Below are 16,541 nucleotides of genomic sequence, written 5' to 3' on the forward strand. Positions count from 1 at the left end.
CTGTCTTTTCATTTTCACAGGATGTGGTATAATAATAGGCATGCCGGGGAAGAGCGTTTGCTTTTTGCCCGGCATGCCTATTACATTGAATTTTGATTGGAGTTTTGTATGTCCAATACGACGAAAAGCCTGATTAAAAGCACATTGATCCTCGGCGCGGCCGGCGTGATTGTCAAAATCGTCGGCGCGCTTTACAGGATTGTCCTTGCGGATTTCATCTCGCTCGAGGGGATGAGCTATTACCAGCAGGCGTTCCCGGTCTATTCGGCCCTGCTCATCATTTCTACGGTGGGGCTTCCCATCGCGATTTCAAAGCTCGTTTCCGAGCGTGTTACCACCGGGGATTATAAAGGGGCGTACGCCGTTTTTAAAACGTCGCGCGCTTTTTTGGTGCTCGTCGGCGTGATCACGTCCGTGGCCATGTTCTGCCTCGCGGGGCCGATCACGCGGCTCCAGGCGCTTCCGGGCGGGCAATATTCGCTGATGGCGCTTGCGCCCGCGCTGTTCTTTGTTTCCGTAATGTGCGCGTACCGCGGCTATTTCCAAGGTCTCCAGAACATGAAGCCGACCGCGCTTTCGCAGATCATCGAGCAGTTCGTCAAGGTGGGCGCGGGGCTCGCGCTCGCGTATTTCCTCCTGAAGTGGACGGGACGCATGGAACTGGGCGCGATGGGCGCGCTTTTGGGAATATCGATTTCCGAAGCCGCCGCGCTTTTGTATACGATGGGCGCGTATGGCAGGCAAAAAAGGCAAATGACGACGGATATGATGGCGGCCTATAAACACCGCCTTTCATGGGCGGAAGTAAAGCCGCTGCTGGGCAAGGTCCTCGTGCTTGCGCTGCCAATCACGGTGGCGGGGCTGGTCATGCCCATCGTCTCTTTCGTGGACTCCGTCATCATCCCGCGCAGCCTGTTCTCCATCGGCTATGCGGATACCGCCGTGCGCAGCATGTATGGAACGCTTTCGGGCGGCGTTATCACGATCATCAACCTGGCGGCCATCGTCTCGCAGGCGCTGCAAATGAGCGTCGTCCCCGCGATCAGCGAAGCGATCAAGCTAAAGGACAATGAGCGCGTCAGGGCGAACGTGCTGCACGGCATCAAGTTTGCGTTTTTGGAAGGCGTACCCGTGACGGCCGCGTTTTTCATTTTTGCCTCGCCGATTTTTTCGTTTTTGTATCCGAGCTCCACGCCCGAACAGCATGCGCTCGCGACAGGGCTTTTGATGACAATGTGCTCGGTCGCGGTATTCCTGCCCTTCATGCAGACCATGACGGGCGTTTTGCAGGGCATCGGCAAGCAAAACCTGCCGCCCATCGCCCTTGCGGTCGGCGCGGTGGTCAAGGTTGGGCTGAGCCTGTTCTTGATGAGTATTCCGCAGATCAACATCTACGGCGCGGTCATCGGAACGGTGATGTGCTATGTGATTGCCGCGGTCATGAACTATTTGTACGTGCGAAAATATACGGGCGTGCGGATCAAATGGGGGGAACACCTCTTAAAGCCCATTGCCGCGACGGCGGTGATGGCGGCAGTCGCCTATTTGGTGTATTCGCTGATCGCGCCGTATTCCAATGCGGTCGGCGTGATCGTATGCGCGGTCGTAGGGCTGCTGGTTTATTTCTTCATGCTGGTGCTTGTGAAAGCGGTAAACGAGCGCGAGCTGGAACAGATTCGCGGCGGGAAAAAGCTGACGAGAGTCCTGAAAAAAATCCATGTATGGCGGTAGTTTGCCGGGAAGAACCGGCCCGCATAAATATTTTCCGGGTTAATTCTTGACAAAAAAATACGATATGTTATACTGTAGTTAATCGAATAGAGTCCGGATCGTTCATGGTTGATGATTCGGATCACCGAACATGGTTATGAGTGCCTTTGTTTTTACAAGGGCACTTTTTTTATTGCAACAATCTAAGCTTTACAAAATTCGTTTTATAACAACAACTGCCGGAAGAGACGCCCATAGGCGGAATGTTAATATGCCGGGAATACAGGATATCCGTTTTTTCGTAAATTAAAAAAGAACAGTTTCGGGGAGGCCTTCCCCAAAAAAATAAAAGGAGAGAAATATTATGGACAGAAGGAAAAGATTTTTGACAATGTTGGTATGCTTTGTGCTCGCCGCCTTTATGCTTACCGCATGCGCCGGGGGCGGTGCGCCCGCCGCAACGGAAAGTGTCGCCGCCGGGCAGGGCGCGGAGACAGAAACGCCCGCCGCGACGGATACGGCGGAAGCCGGGACCGAAAGCTCGCCGGCGATCCTCACTTCGGCAGACGTAGGCGACGTTTCCGGAATTGAAGGCTGGGACGGTCCCGTAGAAAGCCAGGTTATGACGGCCGGAGAAGACGGCGACCAGTTTGGCACGGCGGAGTCGACGGTCGTCGTCGGGAAAGGGCCGAAAGGCGAGGTCTCAACCCCCTGGACGGAAATAGCGCTGACGGATGAGGAAAAGGAGCAAATCAGGAGCGGAAACTATAAAGCGGCGATCTGCTTCCACTATACGACGGACGACTGGTACGTAATGCAGCGCAAGGGAATCGAGGAAACGTTTGCAGACCTCGGCATAGAGGTTGTGGCCGTAACGGACGCCGGTTTCTCCGCGGAACAGCAGGTATCGGATATTGAAAACGTCCTCGAGCTCAATCCGGATATTATCATCAGTATCCCCGTCGATGAAACGTCTACGGCCGTCGCATACCAGAAGGCCGCCGACGCGGGGGTGAAGCTGGTGTTTATGGACAACTGCCCGAGCAATATGACGGCCGGGAAGGATTATGTCTCCATCGTGGCCGCCGACCGGTATGGCTGCGGGATGATCTGCGCCGACCTGATGGCCAGGGAGCTTAATTACGAGGGAACCGTCGGGGTGATCTATTACGACGCGGATTTCTTTGTAACGACACGCGATTGCGCCGGGTTTGTAGACCGGATGAAGCTGAAATATCCCAATATTGAAATCGTTACGGAGATGGGCTTTGCGGATGCGACGCTCTCCGGCGAGGTAGCGGACGCAATGCTCGCGCAATATCCGGATATCGACGGTATCTTCGGAAGCTGGGATGTCCCCGCGGAATATATCGCTTCGTCCGCGTCGGCCGTCGGCAGGGACGACCTGGTCGTAAACTGCGTGGGCCTGGGCACCACCACCGCTTCCATGACGGCCGGGGACGGCATCATTAACACGATCTCCACACAGCGGCCCTACGACCAGGGCTGCACGGAAGCGCTTCTCGCATGCTATGGCCTGCTTGGGAAGGATGCGCCCGAATACGTAACGGTTCCCGCCCTCGGCGTTACAAAAGAGGGCAGCGAAAATTCGGCGTCCCTGAAGGATGCGTATCAGCTTTTCTATCAGATCGATACCCTTCCGGATTGGCTGCAGCAACTGATGTAATTTAACTGCATGGCTTTAGCGCCCGCAAAGGCGGGCGCTAAAGTCAAAAATGGAGGTGAAGACTGGAATGGGAACGCCCTTATTAAAAGCAAACCATATTACAAAAGCATTCAATGGAGTTACCGTGCTCGATAATGTGGATTTCTCGGTAGACGAAGGCGAGGTACACGCGCTTGTCGGCGGGAACGGAGCAGGAAAAAGCACGTTGATGAAGATTATTACAGGCGTATACACGCATGATTCGGGAACGCTGGAGCTCGATGGAAAGCCCCTTTGGTTTAAGGATTACAGCGAAGCCACAAAAAATGGCGTCAGGATGATTTTTCAGGAATTAAGCCTGGTGCCCACCATAACCGTCGCACAGAATATTTTCCTGAACCATGAAATCAGCAACAGGGGAAGGCTGCTGGACTTAAAGAAGATGAACAGGAAAGCCGCGGAAATCCTCGACAGCCTTGGCGTTGAAATCAGCCCTGCAACAATCGTCGGAACCTTAAGCGTTGCGGAACAGCAGCTCATAGAAATCGCAAAGGCGCTTTCGGAAGAAACAAAAATCCTGGTGATGGATGAACCCACCTCCTCGCTCTCGGAAACAGAGGTAGAAACGCTGTTCCGCATCGTAAGGAAGCTGAAGGAGCAGGGCGTGGCAATCGTGTATATATCGCACAGGATGAATGAAATACTGAAAATTGCGGATAAGGTAACAATCCTTCGGGATGGACAGCGCATCATCACGGAACAGGCAGAAGTGCTTACCGTTTCCGAGATCATTAAATATATGCTGGATGAACACGCAAAAGACCTGAAACCGAATGTGAATTATGAAAATATCAGGTATGACCGCTGCGTGCTCGAGATAAAAGGACTTACCGTAAATTCATGGGTGCGGAATATTGATTTCAAGGTTTATGAAGGCGAGGTCGTAGGATTTGCGGGCCTTATGAACAGCGGCAGGACGGAAATACTGGAAGGAATATTCGGCCTGCGGCATACCGAGTCCGGTGAAATCCTGGTCGATGGCAGGCAGGTCCCCCTTAACAGGGTGGATGCTTCAATCGGCGCGGGGATGGCGCTCGTTCCGGAAAACAGGCGGGAGGAAGGGCTTGTGCTCGGACATTCGCTTGAAACCAACATGATCCTGCCGTCTCTCGACCGGCTCAGGAAAAAAGCATTGCTCGACCGTACGAAAATCAGGTCGCTTGTTGAAGAAAACGTTCAAAAATACAATATAAAAACCGACAGCGTGCACAAGATGATCTCCCAGCTGTCCGGCGGAAACCAGCAAAAGGTTGTATTCGCAAAATGGCTTTCCACCCAGCCTAAACTGGTGATGTTCGACGAACCGACCATAGGGGTTGATATTGGCGCGAAAACCGAATTTATCGATTTTATCAGGGGATACGTAGCAGGGGGAAACGCGGCAATATTTGTTTCATCGGAAATATCGGAGCTGGTTGCGGCATGCGACAGGATTTTTATCCTGAACCGGGGCAAAATTTGCGCGGAGCTTTCGGGCAAGGAGATCGAGAACGAGGAGGTAATTCAAAATGAAATCCAGCAGTACAAGTCTCAAAAAGTCGTTTAATTGGAATAAATATATTGTCTATATCATTTTTGCCGTAATGTTCATTATTTTCAGCGCGATCCTTGGGACCACCTTCCTTTCGGGAAGCAACGTCCTCAATATCATACGGCAGACGGCGACAATCAGCATTATGGCGGTGGGCGGCGTGTTCGTGATCGGCGCGGGCATGATCGACCTTTCCGTCAGCTCCATCGTGCCGCTTTCCTCGCTGATTACGGCGCTGATCCTTACAAATACGGGAAATATCCCCCTGAGCATCGTCGGCGGGCTTGCGGTCGGCGTGGGAGTCGGCTGGGCCAACGGCTTCCTGATTACGTTTGCCAAGCTACCCGCGTTTCTCGCGACAATGTGCATGATGGGCGTTATCAAGGGCGTAGCAATGTGGGTTACGAATACGCAGGCCGTACCGACCAATAACCCGGCGTTTAACTACATCTTTGGCGGCGGGGACGTAGGCCCGGTCCCGGTGCTCATTTTCTGGACGGCGGCGTTTGTGATCGTAGGCTATATTGTCCTGAACCGCACCTCGTTCGGGGTCAGGACGCTTGCAATCGGCGGGAATGAAACAGCCGCGAAATTTACCGGAATCAAGGTAGACCGCTATAAAATACTGATTATGATGATCAGCGGCGCGTGCGCCGCGGTTGCCGGCATATTATACACGGGCAGGATGCAGGCGGCCCGCTATACCTTTGGCGACGGGGACGAAATGTCGGTCATTGCGGCCGTAATCCTCGGAGGGGCAAGCCTATCGGGCGGGACCGGCTCCATGGTGGGGGCGCTTGTGGGGGCGATCCTTATGGGGATGCTCAATAACGCGCTGCTGCTTTGCGGGTTTGATTCAAGCGTGCAGATGATCCTCAAAGGGATCATCATTATCCTTGCGATTGCGGTCACAAATAAGCTCCAGAAGAGATAAGCATGCCGGATTCGGGCAATATGGCCCGCTCCCGTGCATACCTAACCAAATAAAACAATTAAAGGAGGAAAAGACAATGAAAGAGAAAAAACGGATGTGGAACTACAGGGAATTTCCGGAGGACCCGGAGGTAACGGCGCTCATGCCCGGTTTTGAAATCCAGTATATGATTACGGGCGATACGGTGGAAGAAAACGAGCATCACTGCGTTTTCGGGCATTGCGTATTCCCGCCGCATTCCATGCACGGCCGCCACGGCCACACGCGCTCCGCGGAAATCATTTACGTCATCCGCGGACAAGTGACCAGCGGCTATGTGGACGAAAACGGCAACGATGTAGAGGAAATCTGTACGGAAGGCTCGTCTACCTATACGCCCCCAAATGTGACCCACTGGGTTAATAACCCGTTTGAAGAGGAAGCGGAATTTGTATTTGTCTATACTTGCGCGCACAGTATTCCCGACAGCGGGTATTATGACGTAAAGACCGAAAAATAGCGGAGGGGAAGCAATGAAAGCGGTTAAAATCGTAGGACAGGAAAAAATAGAGGTTGTCGAGACTCCGGTTCCGGAAGTCGGGCCGAACGATGCGCTCGTACGCCTGAAAGCGACTGCGCTTTGCCGGAGCGACCTTTACAGGTATCACGGTACCACATGCTTTGACGACGACAGCGCAAACACGAATTTCACCCCCGGGCATGAACCGTGCGGGATCGTTGAAAAGGTCGGGGACAAGGTCACAAACGTAAAACCGGGCGACCGGGTCGGCTTGTTCATGTTTGTCGGGTGCGGGGAATGCGAATATTGCCTCCGCGGGGATGAGATGCTGTGCAAACAGTTTGGCTGCATCGGCTTCCAGCGCGACGGCGCGCACGCGGACTACATCGTGCTGCCCGGCGCAAATTGCCTGAAAATACCGGACGAAATGTCGTTTGTCGCCGCGTCGCTGCTGACGGATGTGGGCGGCGGCCTTTATACGGCGTGCCGGAACCTGGACGTCAAAGGCGGGAAATACGTCGTCATCGTGGGCGCGGGCCCCATGGGCTGCGGCGGTGTGATGATGGCCAAAGCGTTTGGCGGCAAGGTCATCATTGTGGACGTGGATTCGGGCCGGCTTGATTTTGCGCGCGGAATCGGCGCGGACTATGCCATAAATCCAAAAGAGGAAGACGTCGAAAAGCGGGTGCTGGAAATCACCCACGGACGCGGCGCGGATATCGCCATTGAATGCACGGGAAACGAGGTCGGCGCAAATACCGCCCTTAATGTTGTACGCCCGCTTGGCCGGGTGGGAATCATCGGCGAAAATTCAAGCTGCACGTTTGATCCGAGCGCGCAGGTAATCCATAAACGGCTGACGATCCTGGGATGCTGGGTGTTCAATAAGAACGATTGGGGAGAAATTGTGGATTTTGTCCTGGAAAACAATGTTCCAATCGAAAAGCTTGCCACGCACAAATATGGAATCGAAGACGCGGAGGAAGCCTACCGGGTGTTTGATTCCCACGGCGCGCAGAAGGTTGTATTTGTCTGGGACGAATAGGGGTCCTTTCTACTTAGGTCGGGGTAAAAGCGCCTTTTTTGAAAAGGCGCTTTTACCATTGTTATCCCGTCCCCGGCGTGCCGTCTTTATTTTAATTCGAAGTCCGAAAACAATATGTTATAATTGAATAAACAACACAATCCGGCCGTCCGGCCATTTTTTTCAGGTTGTACAAGGGTGAAATTATGGATAAAGAGAGAGCTTTAAGAATTTATTTGGCAGAAGATGAAAGCATTATTTTGAATTGGATCAAGTCCGAATTGCTGGATATGGGATATGATGTAATCGGCTGCGCCACCGACGGAAAAACGGCGGTGGCGGAGGTGCTGCGCCTTGAACCCGATATGGTCATCATGGATATCAATATGCCCGAAATGGATGGAATTTCCGCCATTGAAAAAATTGTGGAAGCCCGGCTTGTCCCGGTCATTGTGATTACCGGCTATTCGGACCCGGAACTGATCGACCGTGCCAATGAAGTCGGCGTTTTCGGCTATCTGATTAAGCCGATCGATATCCACGAGCTATATTCCACCATTAAAATTACGCAGCGCAGGTTCGAGGAATTCAAAAACGTCCTTTGCAACCTAAAGGATGTGAAAGGGGCGCTCGAGGACAGGAAATATGTTGAAAAGGCAAAGGGAATCCTGATGGACCGGTTTGGGCTGACGGAAGAACAGGCAATGAAAACGATGCAGAAAAAGAGCAGGAATACCAATAAAAAGCTTGCGCGGGTGGCAAAGGACATCATTGTCTCGGAGCAGATTTTAAAATAGTATGGAAAAATACAATTTCAGGATCAGGAACCTGTCGGCCGTCCGGTTCCAAAAACAAATTATAGACCACATTGATTTTGACCTGCGGGAAGGCGAAGTCCATACCGTAATCGGCACGACGGCAACGGATGTGTCGGATTTTGTGGATATCCTTGAAGGCGGGAACAGCAACATCAGCGGAAATATTATTATCGGGGAAAAAGAGTATGACGCGGGAGATATTGGAAAGTGGACAAAGGAAATCGACCATATCCGGCATGAAAATACGCTCTACGATAACCTTTCCATCGTCCATAATTTATATTTAATCAGCCGTCCTTTTTTCCTGCTCAATAAAAAGAAATACGTAAAGCTGTGCCAGAAGCTCCTGGACCATTTTGATATCCATATCGACGCGGAAACCAAGGTCGATATGCTTACGCACGAACAAAAAAATATTATCGAGCTGCTGCGGCTTTACCTTTGTTCCAAAAGCACGATTGTCCTGCACGAAACCTTGGATTATATGGATTATGCCTACTACCTGAAATTCCAGCAAATCATTTCCAAAATGCAGGGAGAGGGAAAGAGCTTTTTATATGTCACGTCCAAATTCGAGGATATATTCAAGCTTTCCGACCGGATATCCTTCCTTTCGAAAGGAAGGATATCCGGCACCTATCTTGCGGAGGAAGTGAAAAAAGACCCGACAAAAACCATGTGCCTGATGTCCGGATGGGAAAATTTCATGGTGGAGGAAAACCAGCACGAGGAAATCCATGAAATGATCGATGCAATTTTCAAAGGAACGGAGATTCTCACCTCGAGCTATGAATTGCGGGACGTACTCGTATTTATCGCGGATAACCTTGCAAAGCATATACAGGCGAAGCACTGCGTCATTTACATTATAGACGAGATGGCGAATAATATTATCGATACGATCAACAACGACGATATCGCCGGAAAGAAATACCGCCTGAAATCGGATTTTGTCGAGCGGCTGGCAAAATGCGATACAAACAAGTTCTTTTTTGCCAATTGTACGCATGAGGAAAGAAAAAATTACTTTGAAGAGGAAAACGATACGAAGTCGCTGATGGGCGTGCCCATTATCCATAAGGCAAAAGTTGTCGGGCTGATACAGGTCTCCTACGATAAGTATTATATGTATACGGAAAAAGACCTGATGTATATTGCGACCATGAAAAACGAAATTGTGCTGGCAATCGAAAACTCAAGGCTGATGGGAAGGTCCGCGCTGCTCCAGGAAAGCCACCACCGCATCAAAAATAATCTCCAGATTATTATCAGCCTGCTTTACATGCAGAAGAACAACCTCCGCAAAAGCAAGGAGGCGGAATGGAGCGACGCCATCGATACAACGATTTACCGCATCAAGAGCATTGCCGCGGTCCACGATATGTTGTCCAATGAAAAAATGAAGAGCAGCATCGTCAACCTGCGGAAAATCATTACAGAGATTGTCAAATTATATAAAACGCCGAGAATCAGCCTTGTACTGGAACTGGACGACGCCTTCATGCCTTATAACAAAGCGGCTTCCGCCGCGCTTGTGATTAACGAGCTGATTAACAATTGTGTCAAACATGCGTTTGGTTCCAGCGGGGAAGGAATCGTCAGGGTAGTGTGCCGGGACGGGGATGAGGAAATCCGGATGTCGGTTATTGACAACGGAAAAGGCGCCGACGAACAGAAGCTGCACCGAAAAGGAGGGCTTGGGATATCGATTGTGGAATCGATCGTCTCCGGGGATTTCAAAGGAAAAATCGAATACCGTGTCGACCACGGCACCACCGTAGATATTGTTTTCCCCAAGCATATTATTTATGACGGGGGCGGCCACGGCAAATAACGAAGCCCCCGGCAGGCGGTTCAGCACAGGATTCGCGCAAACTGCGCGCCATATGCGCGGCGCTGCTCCTTCCTATCCAATATTTTAATGTCACCCGGCGATTCCGCGCAGGCAGGCGCTTTTGGGCGTGTTTTTGTATCGGGAGGCAAGTCCCGAAAACATTAAAATTCTTTGCGTTGTGTTTCCCGTAAAACCGAATGGTTAAAAAGAAAAGACCATAATTTACAGGAGGAACACAAAAAATGATGAACCCTTTTAAAGAAAAACCAATGGCAATGGACGAAGGCTTCCTTGGCTGGAAAGAGCTTTACCAAAAACCATATTCCAAAAATGATGCGGACCCCTACACGAAATGCCGCGTAATCCTGATGAACGGGATTGAAACCGAGGCGGTTATGTTCGGCCAGCAGTTCCACCGGAACTGTGCGGACAACGAACTGCGCCGCGAGATCGCGGCCTGCCGCCGCCAGGAGCAGATGCAGCAGAAAACCATTAACTGGCTTTCGCCCGGCGACGAAACGCAGCTCGAGACTACCATCGGTTACGAACACCTTGCCGTGGACCTCACGGCGTGGCTGGCGCAGCACGAGCCGGACGAATATGTGAAGCAGTGCATGGATTTTGCGCTCCTCGAGGATTTTGACCATCTGTACCGCTACTCGAACCTGCTCGATATGGATATGAATATCCCCGCGCATAAGCTGGTGAAGGGCTATGTGGACATCACACCCGGCAGACCGACGGTCGCGCACCACCGCTATCCGTTTGAATCGGTCAAGCGTTTTGCGGATTTCAAGACGGCGGACGACCGCACCAAGCTCCATACGCTGATTATCACTGCGGGCGAGCAGCAAACCATGAATTTCTATATGAACATCGGCAATACCTACCCCACCGATCCGGGACGAAAGCTGTATCTTGAAATCGGTATGGTGGAGGAGCAGCATGTCACGCAGTACGGCGGCCTGATGGACCCGAACTGCACGTGGCTTGAAAACCTGCTGCTGCATGAATATACGGAATGTTACCTGTACGATTCGTTTTATGAGGACGAAGTGGACGCAAATATCAAGAAAATCTGGGAGCGCCACCTGATGCAGGAAATTTCCCACCTTCACAAAGCGGCGGAACTGCTCGAAAAATATGAAGGCAAGGAATGGCAGCAGGTATTGAATTCGGGCGAATTCCCCGAATTGCTGAAATTCCACGACACCAAGGACTATGTGCGCGATGTGCTTGCAAACCAGGTCGAGCTCACCGCGGACAAGGAAGATTTCGTCAGCATCCACGACCTGCCCGAAGACCATGAATTCTTCACCTACCAGGAGAAGGTCAACGGCTCGAATATACGCGGCGTGCAAAGCCACGTCGTGATCGCGGACCACCAGAAAAGCAGCAAGGACGGCGAGGACTACCGCGACGAGAAGAAAGAAAATCCGGTTCCGGGACTGAAGGACCGCAAAAAAGACAATACCACCATCGGCAGGACAAAATAAAGCGGCGATTCGTCCATATACATAACTCCCTGAAAGCAAAAAGCGGCAAATGCCGCTTTTTGTTATTTCCTTTTATTGGTATGGCCCGGAAAGACAGCGCCGCTCCTGGCGCTGCGGCTCCGGCTTTGCCCGAAACCTGTCCGGAATTCCGGAATAAAGGCCGCTTCCGGGGGGAATTCAACGCTGCTTTTCGCCGCGCTGCTCGAGCCTGCTGATGCTTTCCTCTTCCCCGATCACCACCAGGACGTCGCCGTCCGCGATTACATCGCCGGGCAGCGGGCTCACATTGATGGCGTTTTCAGGGCCCTTAATGGCAATGATGTTTACGCCGTATTTTTTGCGGAAATCAAGATCGATCAGCGTTTTCCCCACCCATACGGGCAGCGCCTCGATTTCGGCGATCCCATAATCGTCCGAAAGCTCAATGAAGTCAAGGATATTGGAAGAGATCAGGTTGTGCGCCACGCGGATGCCCATATCCCGCTCGGGGAATACCACCTTATCTACGCCCATCTTGTACAGCACCTTCGCGTGCACCTCGCTCTGCGCTTTCACCAGCACAAGGTCGATTCCCTGCTCCTTGCAAATAAGCGCCGCCATGATGCTCGATTGGATCTCGCCGAGGCAAACGCAGGCCACGTCGAAGTTGCGGATGCCGAGGGATTTCAGCGCCTGCTCGTCCGTCGCGTCCGCCTGCACGGCATGCGTCGCGAAATTAATCGCCTGATCCACTTTTTCCTCGCTTGAGTCGATCACCAGCACATCCGCGCCCTGGTCTACGAGTGTCTTTGCGACGCTCGTGCCAAACCGCCCGAGCCCGATTACCACATATTGTTTTTTCATGCTCATTCTCCTGTCATTATCCGATCATTACCCGCTCTTCGGGATAACGTATATTGCTTACGTCCTGTTTGCTCATGCGTTTGGCCACTGCCATAGATACGGTAAACACGCCCACTCTGCCCGCAAACATCGTAATGATAATCAGTATCTGGCTCATGGGGGAAAGCGCGTGCGTAATTCCTGTGGAAAGCCCGACCGTCGCGAAGGCCGAGACCGTCTCGAACAAAAGGTCGGACGCCGCGAGATGCGACTGTTCGACAATGCAAAGCAGCATCGTAATAAAGCCGACGAATACAAACGCAATGGTGGCGATGGTAATGGCGCGCATCATTACGTCCTTACTCATGCGGCGCTTCATTACAACGGTGTCCTTCTTGCCGGTCACGATGGTCGCCACCAGGAAAAGCAGCATCACTGCGGTCGTAGTCTTGATACCGCCGCCGGTACCCGATGGGGACGCGCCGATGAACATGAGCGCCGTCGTCGCAATCTTGGATGCGGGCATCAGGTCCCCCTGGGGGATGGTCGCATAGCCCGCAGTACGCGGCGTTACGGATTGGAACATCGCACCCAGCACCTTGTCGCCGGTGGAAAGCCCTTCCGCGCCGAGCGTGCGGGGATTATTCCACTCGAAGGCCAGAAAAAACAAAAATCCCGCCAGCACCAGCACACCGGAGGTAATCAAAACGATTTTCGTATGCAGCTTCAGGTGGTATTTGTGCCCGAGAAGTGTTTTGCGGTAAAGCTCCACCACCACAAAAAACCCCAGCCCGCCGACGGTAATGAGCGACATAATTGTGATGGTAACGAGCGGGTCGTATGCATAAGAGACGAGGCTGTTCCCAAGCCCGAACACGTCGAATCCCGCATTACAGAAGGATGAGATCGAATGGAAAACACTGTAGTAAAAGCCGCGCGCGGCCCCGTATTCCGGGATGAAGCGAAGGGAGAGGAGCAGGATGCCCGCGGCCTCGGCTGCCGCCGTCACAATCAGCACGCTGCGCGTCATCCGCACGACGCCCTGCAAATGGGTCTCGCCCAGGGAATCCTTGATGACGATCCGGTCCTTTAGCGTAATGCGCCGCCCAATCAGCATATATACCATAGAGGTCGCCGTCATAAAGCCAATCCCGCCGAGCTGGATCAGGATGAGCATGACCATCTGCCCAAACAGGGAAAACGCCGTGCCGATCTCAAGCACCGAAAGCCCGGTGACGCATACGGCGGATGTAGCCGAAAAAAATGCAGACAAAAAGCCTACCGATTCTCCCGTGGAAGAAGCTGCCGGCAGGCACAAAAGGATGGTGCCTATGACTATCATTCCGCCAAAACCAAACACCAGTATTTCGGCGGGATTCAACGGTCTTTTCCGTTTCAGAATGCGCAATTTGAATACCTCGCACCAAATCTCTGTACCATTATACACCCTTTCCCGCAAATGTACACCGAATTCCAAAGAAGCAATAAAAAATTGTGAAAAAATTTATAATATATGGAATATTTTTCAGCTTTCATGAATATATGTTATAAATAGGCCCGATGCAAGGCCGGAGAAAGGGTGAAGAGAAATGCTAAAAGAGGCAATCGATGTATTGCTGATAGACGACGATACGCAAACGGCGCACGAAATGGAGCATTTTCTCGCGCAGCAGAGAGATATCCATAAGGTAGACTGCGCCTGCTCGGTGCGCGAGGCAATGGAGTATTGCTCGCTGTGCTCCTACGACATCGCGGTCGTCGACCTGGTCATGCCCGGGTCGGACGGTTTCAGTTTCCTGGAACAGGCGGCGGAAAAAATGAAGAATGCACCGGATACGATCATCGTATCTGCGATTAGCAGCGAAGATGTAATTAAGAAATCATTCCATATGGGGGCGAAATATTATATGATTAAGCCTTACCGTAAGGATGTGCTGTATCGGCGGATATGGGATGTGCTGCGCCTGCGCGAAGAGGAAGAAACCGGGGAGGGCGAATCGGTCAGAGGGGCGGCCAGCCTCGACCAGCGTATCACGGACCTGTTCCTGCGCATGGGGGTGCCCCCGCACCTCAAGGGTTATCAATACCTCAAAGAGGCCGTGAAGCTCACCGCGCAGGACCGCATGATTATCTACAGCATTACCAAGGAACTGTATCCGAAGATCGCGCAGACGTACGGCGTGACGACCACAAAGGTAGAACTCGCGATCCGGCATACGGTGGAAGTGATGTATGACCGGGACAGGATGCGCCACCTGCAGGAGGTCCTCGGTTTCCCGCCCAGCGTAAACAAGCAAAAACCCACCAACGGGGAATTAATCGCCCTTATTGCCGATAAGATCCTCAGCGGGAATGATGAATAATTATGCATGGACAATGTTTCACGGAAATGTTTCACAAAATGAATAATTGTGGATAACGTGGATAAGTTTGTGGATAAGTCTGTCCTGAAATAGGCTTTTCCGGGCGAAAAGCGGAAAGACCGGTGGATAACGTGGATAAACAGCGGTGAATAATGCGTAAGCTTCATGAATAAAGCGAAAGGCCGGGGAGAACCGCCGCCTGGAAAAAAATAGATTTTTCATACGTTTTTGCTTTATGAATATGCGCCGCTTATACAAAATGGGAAGGCTTCGGAAAATATTTCCGAAGCCTTTATAGTATGTGCTTGACAATAGTGTGCGATATACAGTATAATACGGCCATAGTGTATGTCACACACTATTGGAGGAATACGCAATGGAAACACCGGAAGAAATCTTGAATGGGCTGTCGCAGGAACTGCGGCGGGGAACGATCGTTATGTGCGTTCTTTCACAGCTTATGCAGCCGCAGTATGGATATTCCCTGGTTCAGCGCCTGTGCGGGGCCGGGATGCCCACCGAGGCGGGCACGCTGTATCCGTTGCTGAGGCGGCTGGAAAAGCAGGGGCTTCTTACGAGCGAATGGGAAACGGAGGGTGCCAAGCCGCGAAAATATTATGCGGTTACGCCCGCCGGGCGGGAAGTATATGGGCGGCTGCGCATCCAGTGGCAGGAAATGACGGAAGCGATCGGGCGGATACTGGACGGAGGGAAAGAAAAATGACGACGCAGGAAATGATAGAACGTTATATCTATGAGGTGGTCCGCCGCCTGCCCGCGAAGCAGCGGGACGATACGGGCAGGGAGCTACGGAGCCTGATCGACGATATGCTGGAGGAACGCGGGAAAAACGGGAAAACGCGGCAGGAAAACGCGGCAGATGCCTTGCGTGAGCTTGGGGCGCCCTCCGTTCTCGCCGGGAAATACAGGGACGATAAAAAATACCTCATTGGTCCGGCCTATTTCGAGCAGTATTGGTTTGTGCTGAAAATTGTGCTGATTGCCGTCACGTTGGGAATGGTCGTCGCGGCGATCGTGCAGGGTGTGGTATGGGGATACGAAACGCCTGTAGCCGGATACATAGGAGATGTGGTCACGATGGTTGCATCTGGTATCGCAGGCGCAGCCGGCAATGTGATCCTTGGGCTCGTTCAGGGGTTTGCGTGGGTAACGATCATCTTTGCGGTCATCGAGCGCTGCTCCGTGAAGATTGATATCAGGGAAGCCACGGCGGGCGCGTGGAAGCCGGAAGACCTTGCGGATAAGCCGGTTCCGGCGGAAAAGGCGATGCTTAAAAAGGGAGATTCCATCGCTGGAATTGTGTTCACGGTGGCGGTGGTTATCCTGTTCAATTTTGTACCGTACCTAATGAGCATCTGGCTCACAGGGCCGGACGGCTCGCTGCACTTTGTGCCGCTGTTCAACCTCGGGGTGCTGAAAACCATGCTGCCGCTGTTCAACGTCTGCTTTGCGCTGGGAATTATCCGCGAGGCGCTGCGCGTTGCCGTGGGACGTCATACGCTGTGGCTTGGAATTGTGACCGTCATCCTCAATATGGCGGCGCTTGGACTCGCGTGCATCGTATTCTTTGATCCGCATATCTGGAATCCCGATCTGGTCAGCCAGGCGGCGGCAGTAAATGCGAATTTTGCGGAGGCGGCTCCGCAGCTTAATATGTTCTGGGGCTGCTTCACACAGTTCTTCGGCTGCATCCTGATTTTTGCGTTCGTGCTGGACAGCGCATTGTCCCTATACAAGGGGATCCGTTACGGAAAATAAGTTAT

The 16,541-nt window shown here is 52.2% G+C and carries 14 protein-coding genes; 12 read left to right on the forward strand and 2 right to left on the reverse strand.

The window, feature by feature from the left end; translation table 11 throughout:
• Window positions 1-108 precede the first annotated feature (108 nt).
• From B1H56_RS12355 to B1H56_RS12395, 9 genes are all read left to right on the forward strand, one after another.
• On the forward strand, window positions 109-1,731 hold the full coding sequence (locus B1H56_RS12355; protein WP_066520987.1) for a putative polysaccharide biosynthesis protein: 1,623 nt from the start codon (window positions 109-111) through the stop codon (window positions 1,729-1,731).
• Window positions 1,732-2,074: 343 nt separating this feature from the next.
• Window positions 2,075-3,397 (forward strand): substrate-binding domain-containing protein, encoded by a 1,323-nt coding sequence (locus tag B1H56_RS12360; RefSeq protein WP_066520991.1) that lies wholly within the window; start codon window positions 2,075-2,077, stop codon window positions 3,395-3,397.
• Between the two features lie 49 nt (window positions 3,398-3,446).
• Window positions 3,447-4,982, forward strand: coding sequence for a sugar ABC transporter ATP-binding protein (locus B1H56_RS12365; RefSeq protein WP_235829092.1), 1,536 nt, complete (start codon window positions 3,447-3,449; stop codon window positions 4,980-4,982).
• Window positions 4,945-5,901 carry an ABC transporter permease gene (locus tag B1H56_RS12370; protein ID WP_066520995.1) on the forward strand — a complete coding sequence of 319 codons (957 nt, stop codon included), beginning with the start codon at window positions 4,945-4,947 and terminating at the stop codon, window positions 5,899-5,901. Before B1H56_RS12365 ends, B1H56_RS12370 begins: the two co-directional genes overlap by 38 nt.
• 76 nt (window positions 5,902-5,977) lie before the next feature.
• On the forward strand, window positions 5,978-6,400 hold the full coding sequence (locus B1H56_RS12375; protein ID WP_066520998.1) for a cupin domain-containing protein: 423 nt from the start codon (window positions 5,978-5,980) through the stop codon (window positions 6,398-6,400).
• Window positions 6,401-6,413: 13 nt separating this feature from the next.
• Window positions 6,414-7,445 carry a zinc-binding dehydrogenase gene (locus B1H56_RS12380; RefSeq protein ID WP_066521005.1) on the forward strand — a complete coding sequence of 344 codons (1,032 nt, stop codon included), beginning with the start codon at window positions 6,414-6,416 and terminating at the stop codon, window positions 7,443-7,445.
• A 215-nt stretch (window positions 7,446-7,660) separates the two neighbouring features.
• Window positions 7,661-8,221, forward strand: coding sequence for an ANTAR domain-containing response regulator (locus B1H56_RS12385; protein WP_207667491.1), 561 nt, complete (start codon window positions 7,661-7,663; stop codon window positions 8,219-8,221).
• A 1-nt stretch (window position 8,222) separates the two neighbouring features.
• Window positions 8,223-10,076 (forward strand): histidine kinase dimerization/phosphoacceptor domain -containing protein, encoded by a 1,854-nt coding sequence (locus B1H56_RS12390; RefSeq protein ID WP_066521015.1) that lies wholly within the window; start codon window positions 8,223-8,225, stop codon window positions 10,074-10,076.
• A 242-nt stretch (window positions 10,077-10,318) separates the two neighbouring features.
• The gene (locus tag B1H56_RS12395; RefSeq protein WP_082771081.1) at window positions 10,319-11,572 is read left to right on the forward strand and encodes a hypothetical protein; all 1,254 of its coding nucleotides are present in this window, start codon (window positions 10,319-10,321) and stop codon (window positions 11,570-11,572) included.
• A gap of 177 nt (window positions 11,573-11,749) precedes the next feature.
• Here the strand turns inward: B1H56_RS12395 and B1H56_RS12400 are convergent, their stop codons facing one another.
• Window positions 11,750-12,415: a potassium channel family protein gene (locus B1H56_RS12400; RefSeq protein ID WP_066521018.1), complete on the reverse strand. Its 666-nt coding sequence runs from the start codon at window positions 12,413-12,415 to the stop codon at window positions 11,750-11,752.
• Between the two features lie 16 nt (window positions 12,416-12,431).
• Window positions 12,432-13,736: a TrkH family potassium uptake protein gene (locus tag B1H56_RS12405; RefSeq protein ID WP_243108744.1), complete on the reverse strand. Its 1,305-nt coding sequence runs from the start codon at window positions 13,734-13,736 to the stop codon at window positions 12,432-12,434.
• A gap of 247 nt (window positions 13,737-13,983) precedes the next feature.
• Between B1H56_RS12405 and spo0A the strand changes: the two genes are divergently transcribed.
• The 3 genes from spo0A to B1H56_RS12420 all read left to right on the forward strand — a co-directional run bounded on the left by spo0A (window position 13,984) and on the right by B1H56_RS12420 (window position 16,536).
• Window positions 13,984-14,757 carry a sporulation transcription factor Spo0A gene (spo0A, locus tag B1H56_RS12410; RefSeq protein WP_066521021.1) on the forward strand — a complete coding sequence of 258 codons (774 nt, stop codon included), beginning with the start codon at window positions 13,984-13,986 and terminating at the stop codon, window positions 14,755-14,757.
• Between the two features lie 376 nt (window positions 14,758-15,133).
• Window positions 15,134-15,481 carry a PadR family transcriptional regulator gene (locus B1H56_RS12415; protein WP_066521028.1) on the forward strand — a complete coding sequence of 116 codons (348 nt, stop codon included), beginning with the start codon at window positions 15,134-15,136 and terminating at the stop codon, window positions 15,479-15,481.
• Window positions 15,478-16,536 (forward strand): HAAS signaling domain-containing protein, encoded by a 1,059-nt coding sequence (locus B1H56_RS12420; RefSeq protein ID WP_066521031.1) that lies wholly within the window; start codon window positions 15,478-15,480, stop codon window positions 16,534-16,536. The genes B1H56_RS12415 and B1H56_RS12420 overlap by 4 nt, the downstream gene beginning before the upstream one ends.
• The last annotated feature ends 5 nt before the right edge of the window (window positions 16,537-16,541 follow it).

The sequence above is a fragment of the Christensenella minuta genome, from assembly GCF_003628755.1.
GTDB classification, from domain to species: Bacteria; Bacillota; Clostridia; order Christensenellales; family Christensenellaceae; genus Christensenella; species Christensenella minuta.

Coding starts and splice junctions, on each gene's coding strand:
- B1H56_RS12400 (WP_066521018.1), bottom strand. CDS start 12,415: ATGAAAAAACAATATGTGGTAATCGGGCTCGGGCGGTTTGGCACGAGC.
- B1H56_RS12405 (WP_243108744.1), bottom strand. CDS start 13,736: ATGATAGTCATAGGCACCATCCTTTTGTGCCTGCCGGCAGCTTCTTCC.
- B1H56_RS12355 (WP_066520987.1), top strand. CDS start 109: ATGTCCAATACGACGAAAAGCCTGATTAAAAGCACATTGATCCTCGGC.
- B1H56_RS12390 (WP_066521015.1), top strand. CDS start 8,223: ATGGAAAAATACAATTTCAGGATCAGGAACCTGTCGGCCGTCCGGTTC.
- B1H56_RS12380 (WP_066521005.1), top strand. CDS start 6,414: ATGAAAGCGGTTAAAATCGTAGGACAGGAAAAAATAGAGGTTGTCGAG.
- B1H56_RS12365 (WP_235829092.1), top strand. CDS start 3,447: ATGGAGGTGAAGACTGGAATGGGAACGCCCTTATTAAAAGCAAACCAT.
- B1H56_RS12420 (WP_066521031.1), top strand. CDS start 15,478: ATGACGACGCAGGAAATGATAGAACGTTATATCTATGAGGTGGTCCGC.
- B1H56_RS12360 (WP_066520991.1), top strand. CDS start 2,075: ATGGACAGAAGGAAAAGATTTTTGACAATGTTGGTATGCTTTGTGCTC.
- B1H56_RS12395 (WP_082771081.1), top strand. CDS start 10,319: ATGATGAACCCTTTTAAAGAAAAACCAATGGCAATGGACGAAGGCTTC.
- spo0A (WP_066521021.1), top strand. CDS start 13,984: ATGCTAAAAGAGGCAATCGATGTATTGCTGATAGACGACGATACGCAA.
- B1H56_RS12415 (WP_066521028.1), top strand. CDS start 15,134: ATGGAAACACCGGAAGAAATCTTGAATGGGCTGTCGCAGGAACTGCGG.
- B1H56_RS12375 (WP_066520998.1), top strand. CDS start 5,978: ATGAAAGAGAAAAAACGGATGTGGAACTACAGGGAATTTCCGGAGGAC.
- B1H56_RS12370 (WP_066520995.1), top strand. CDS start 4,945: ATGAAATCCAGCAGTACAAGTCTCAAAAAGTCGTTTAATTGGAATAAA.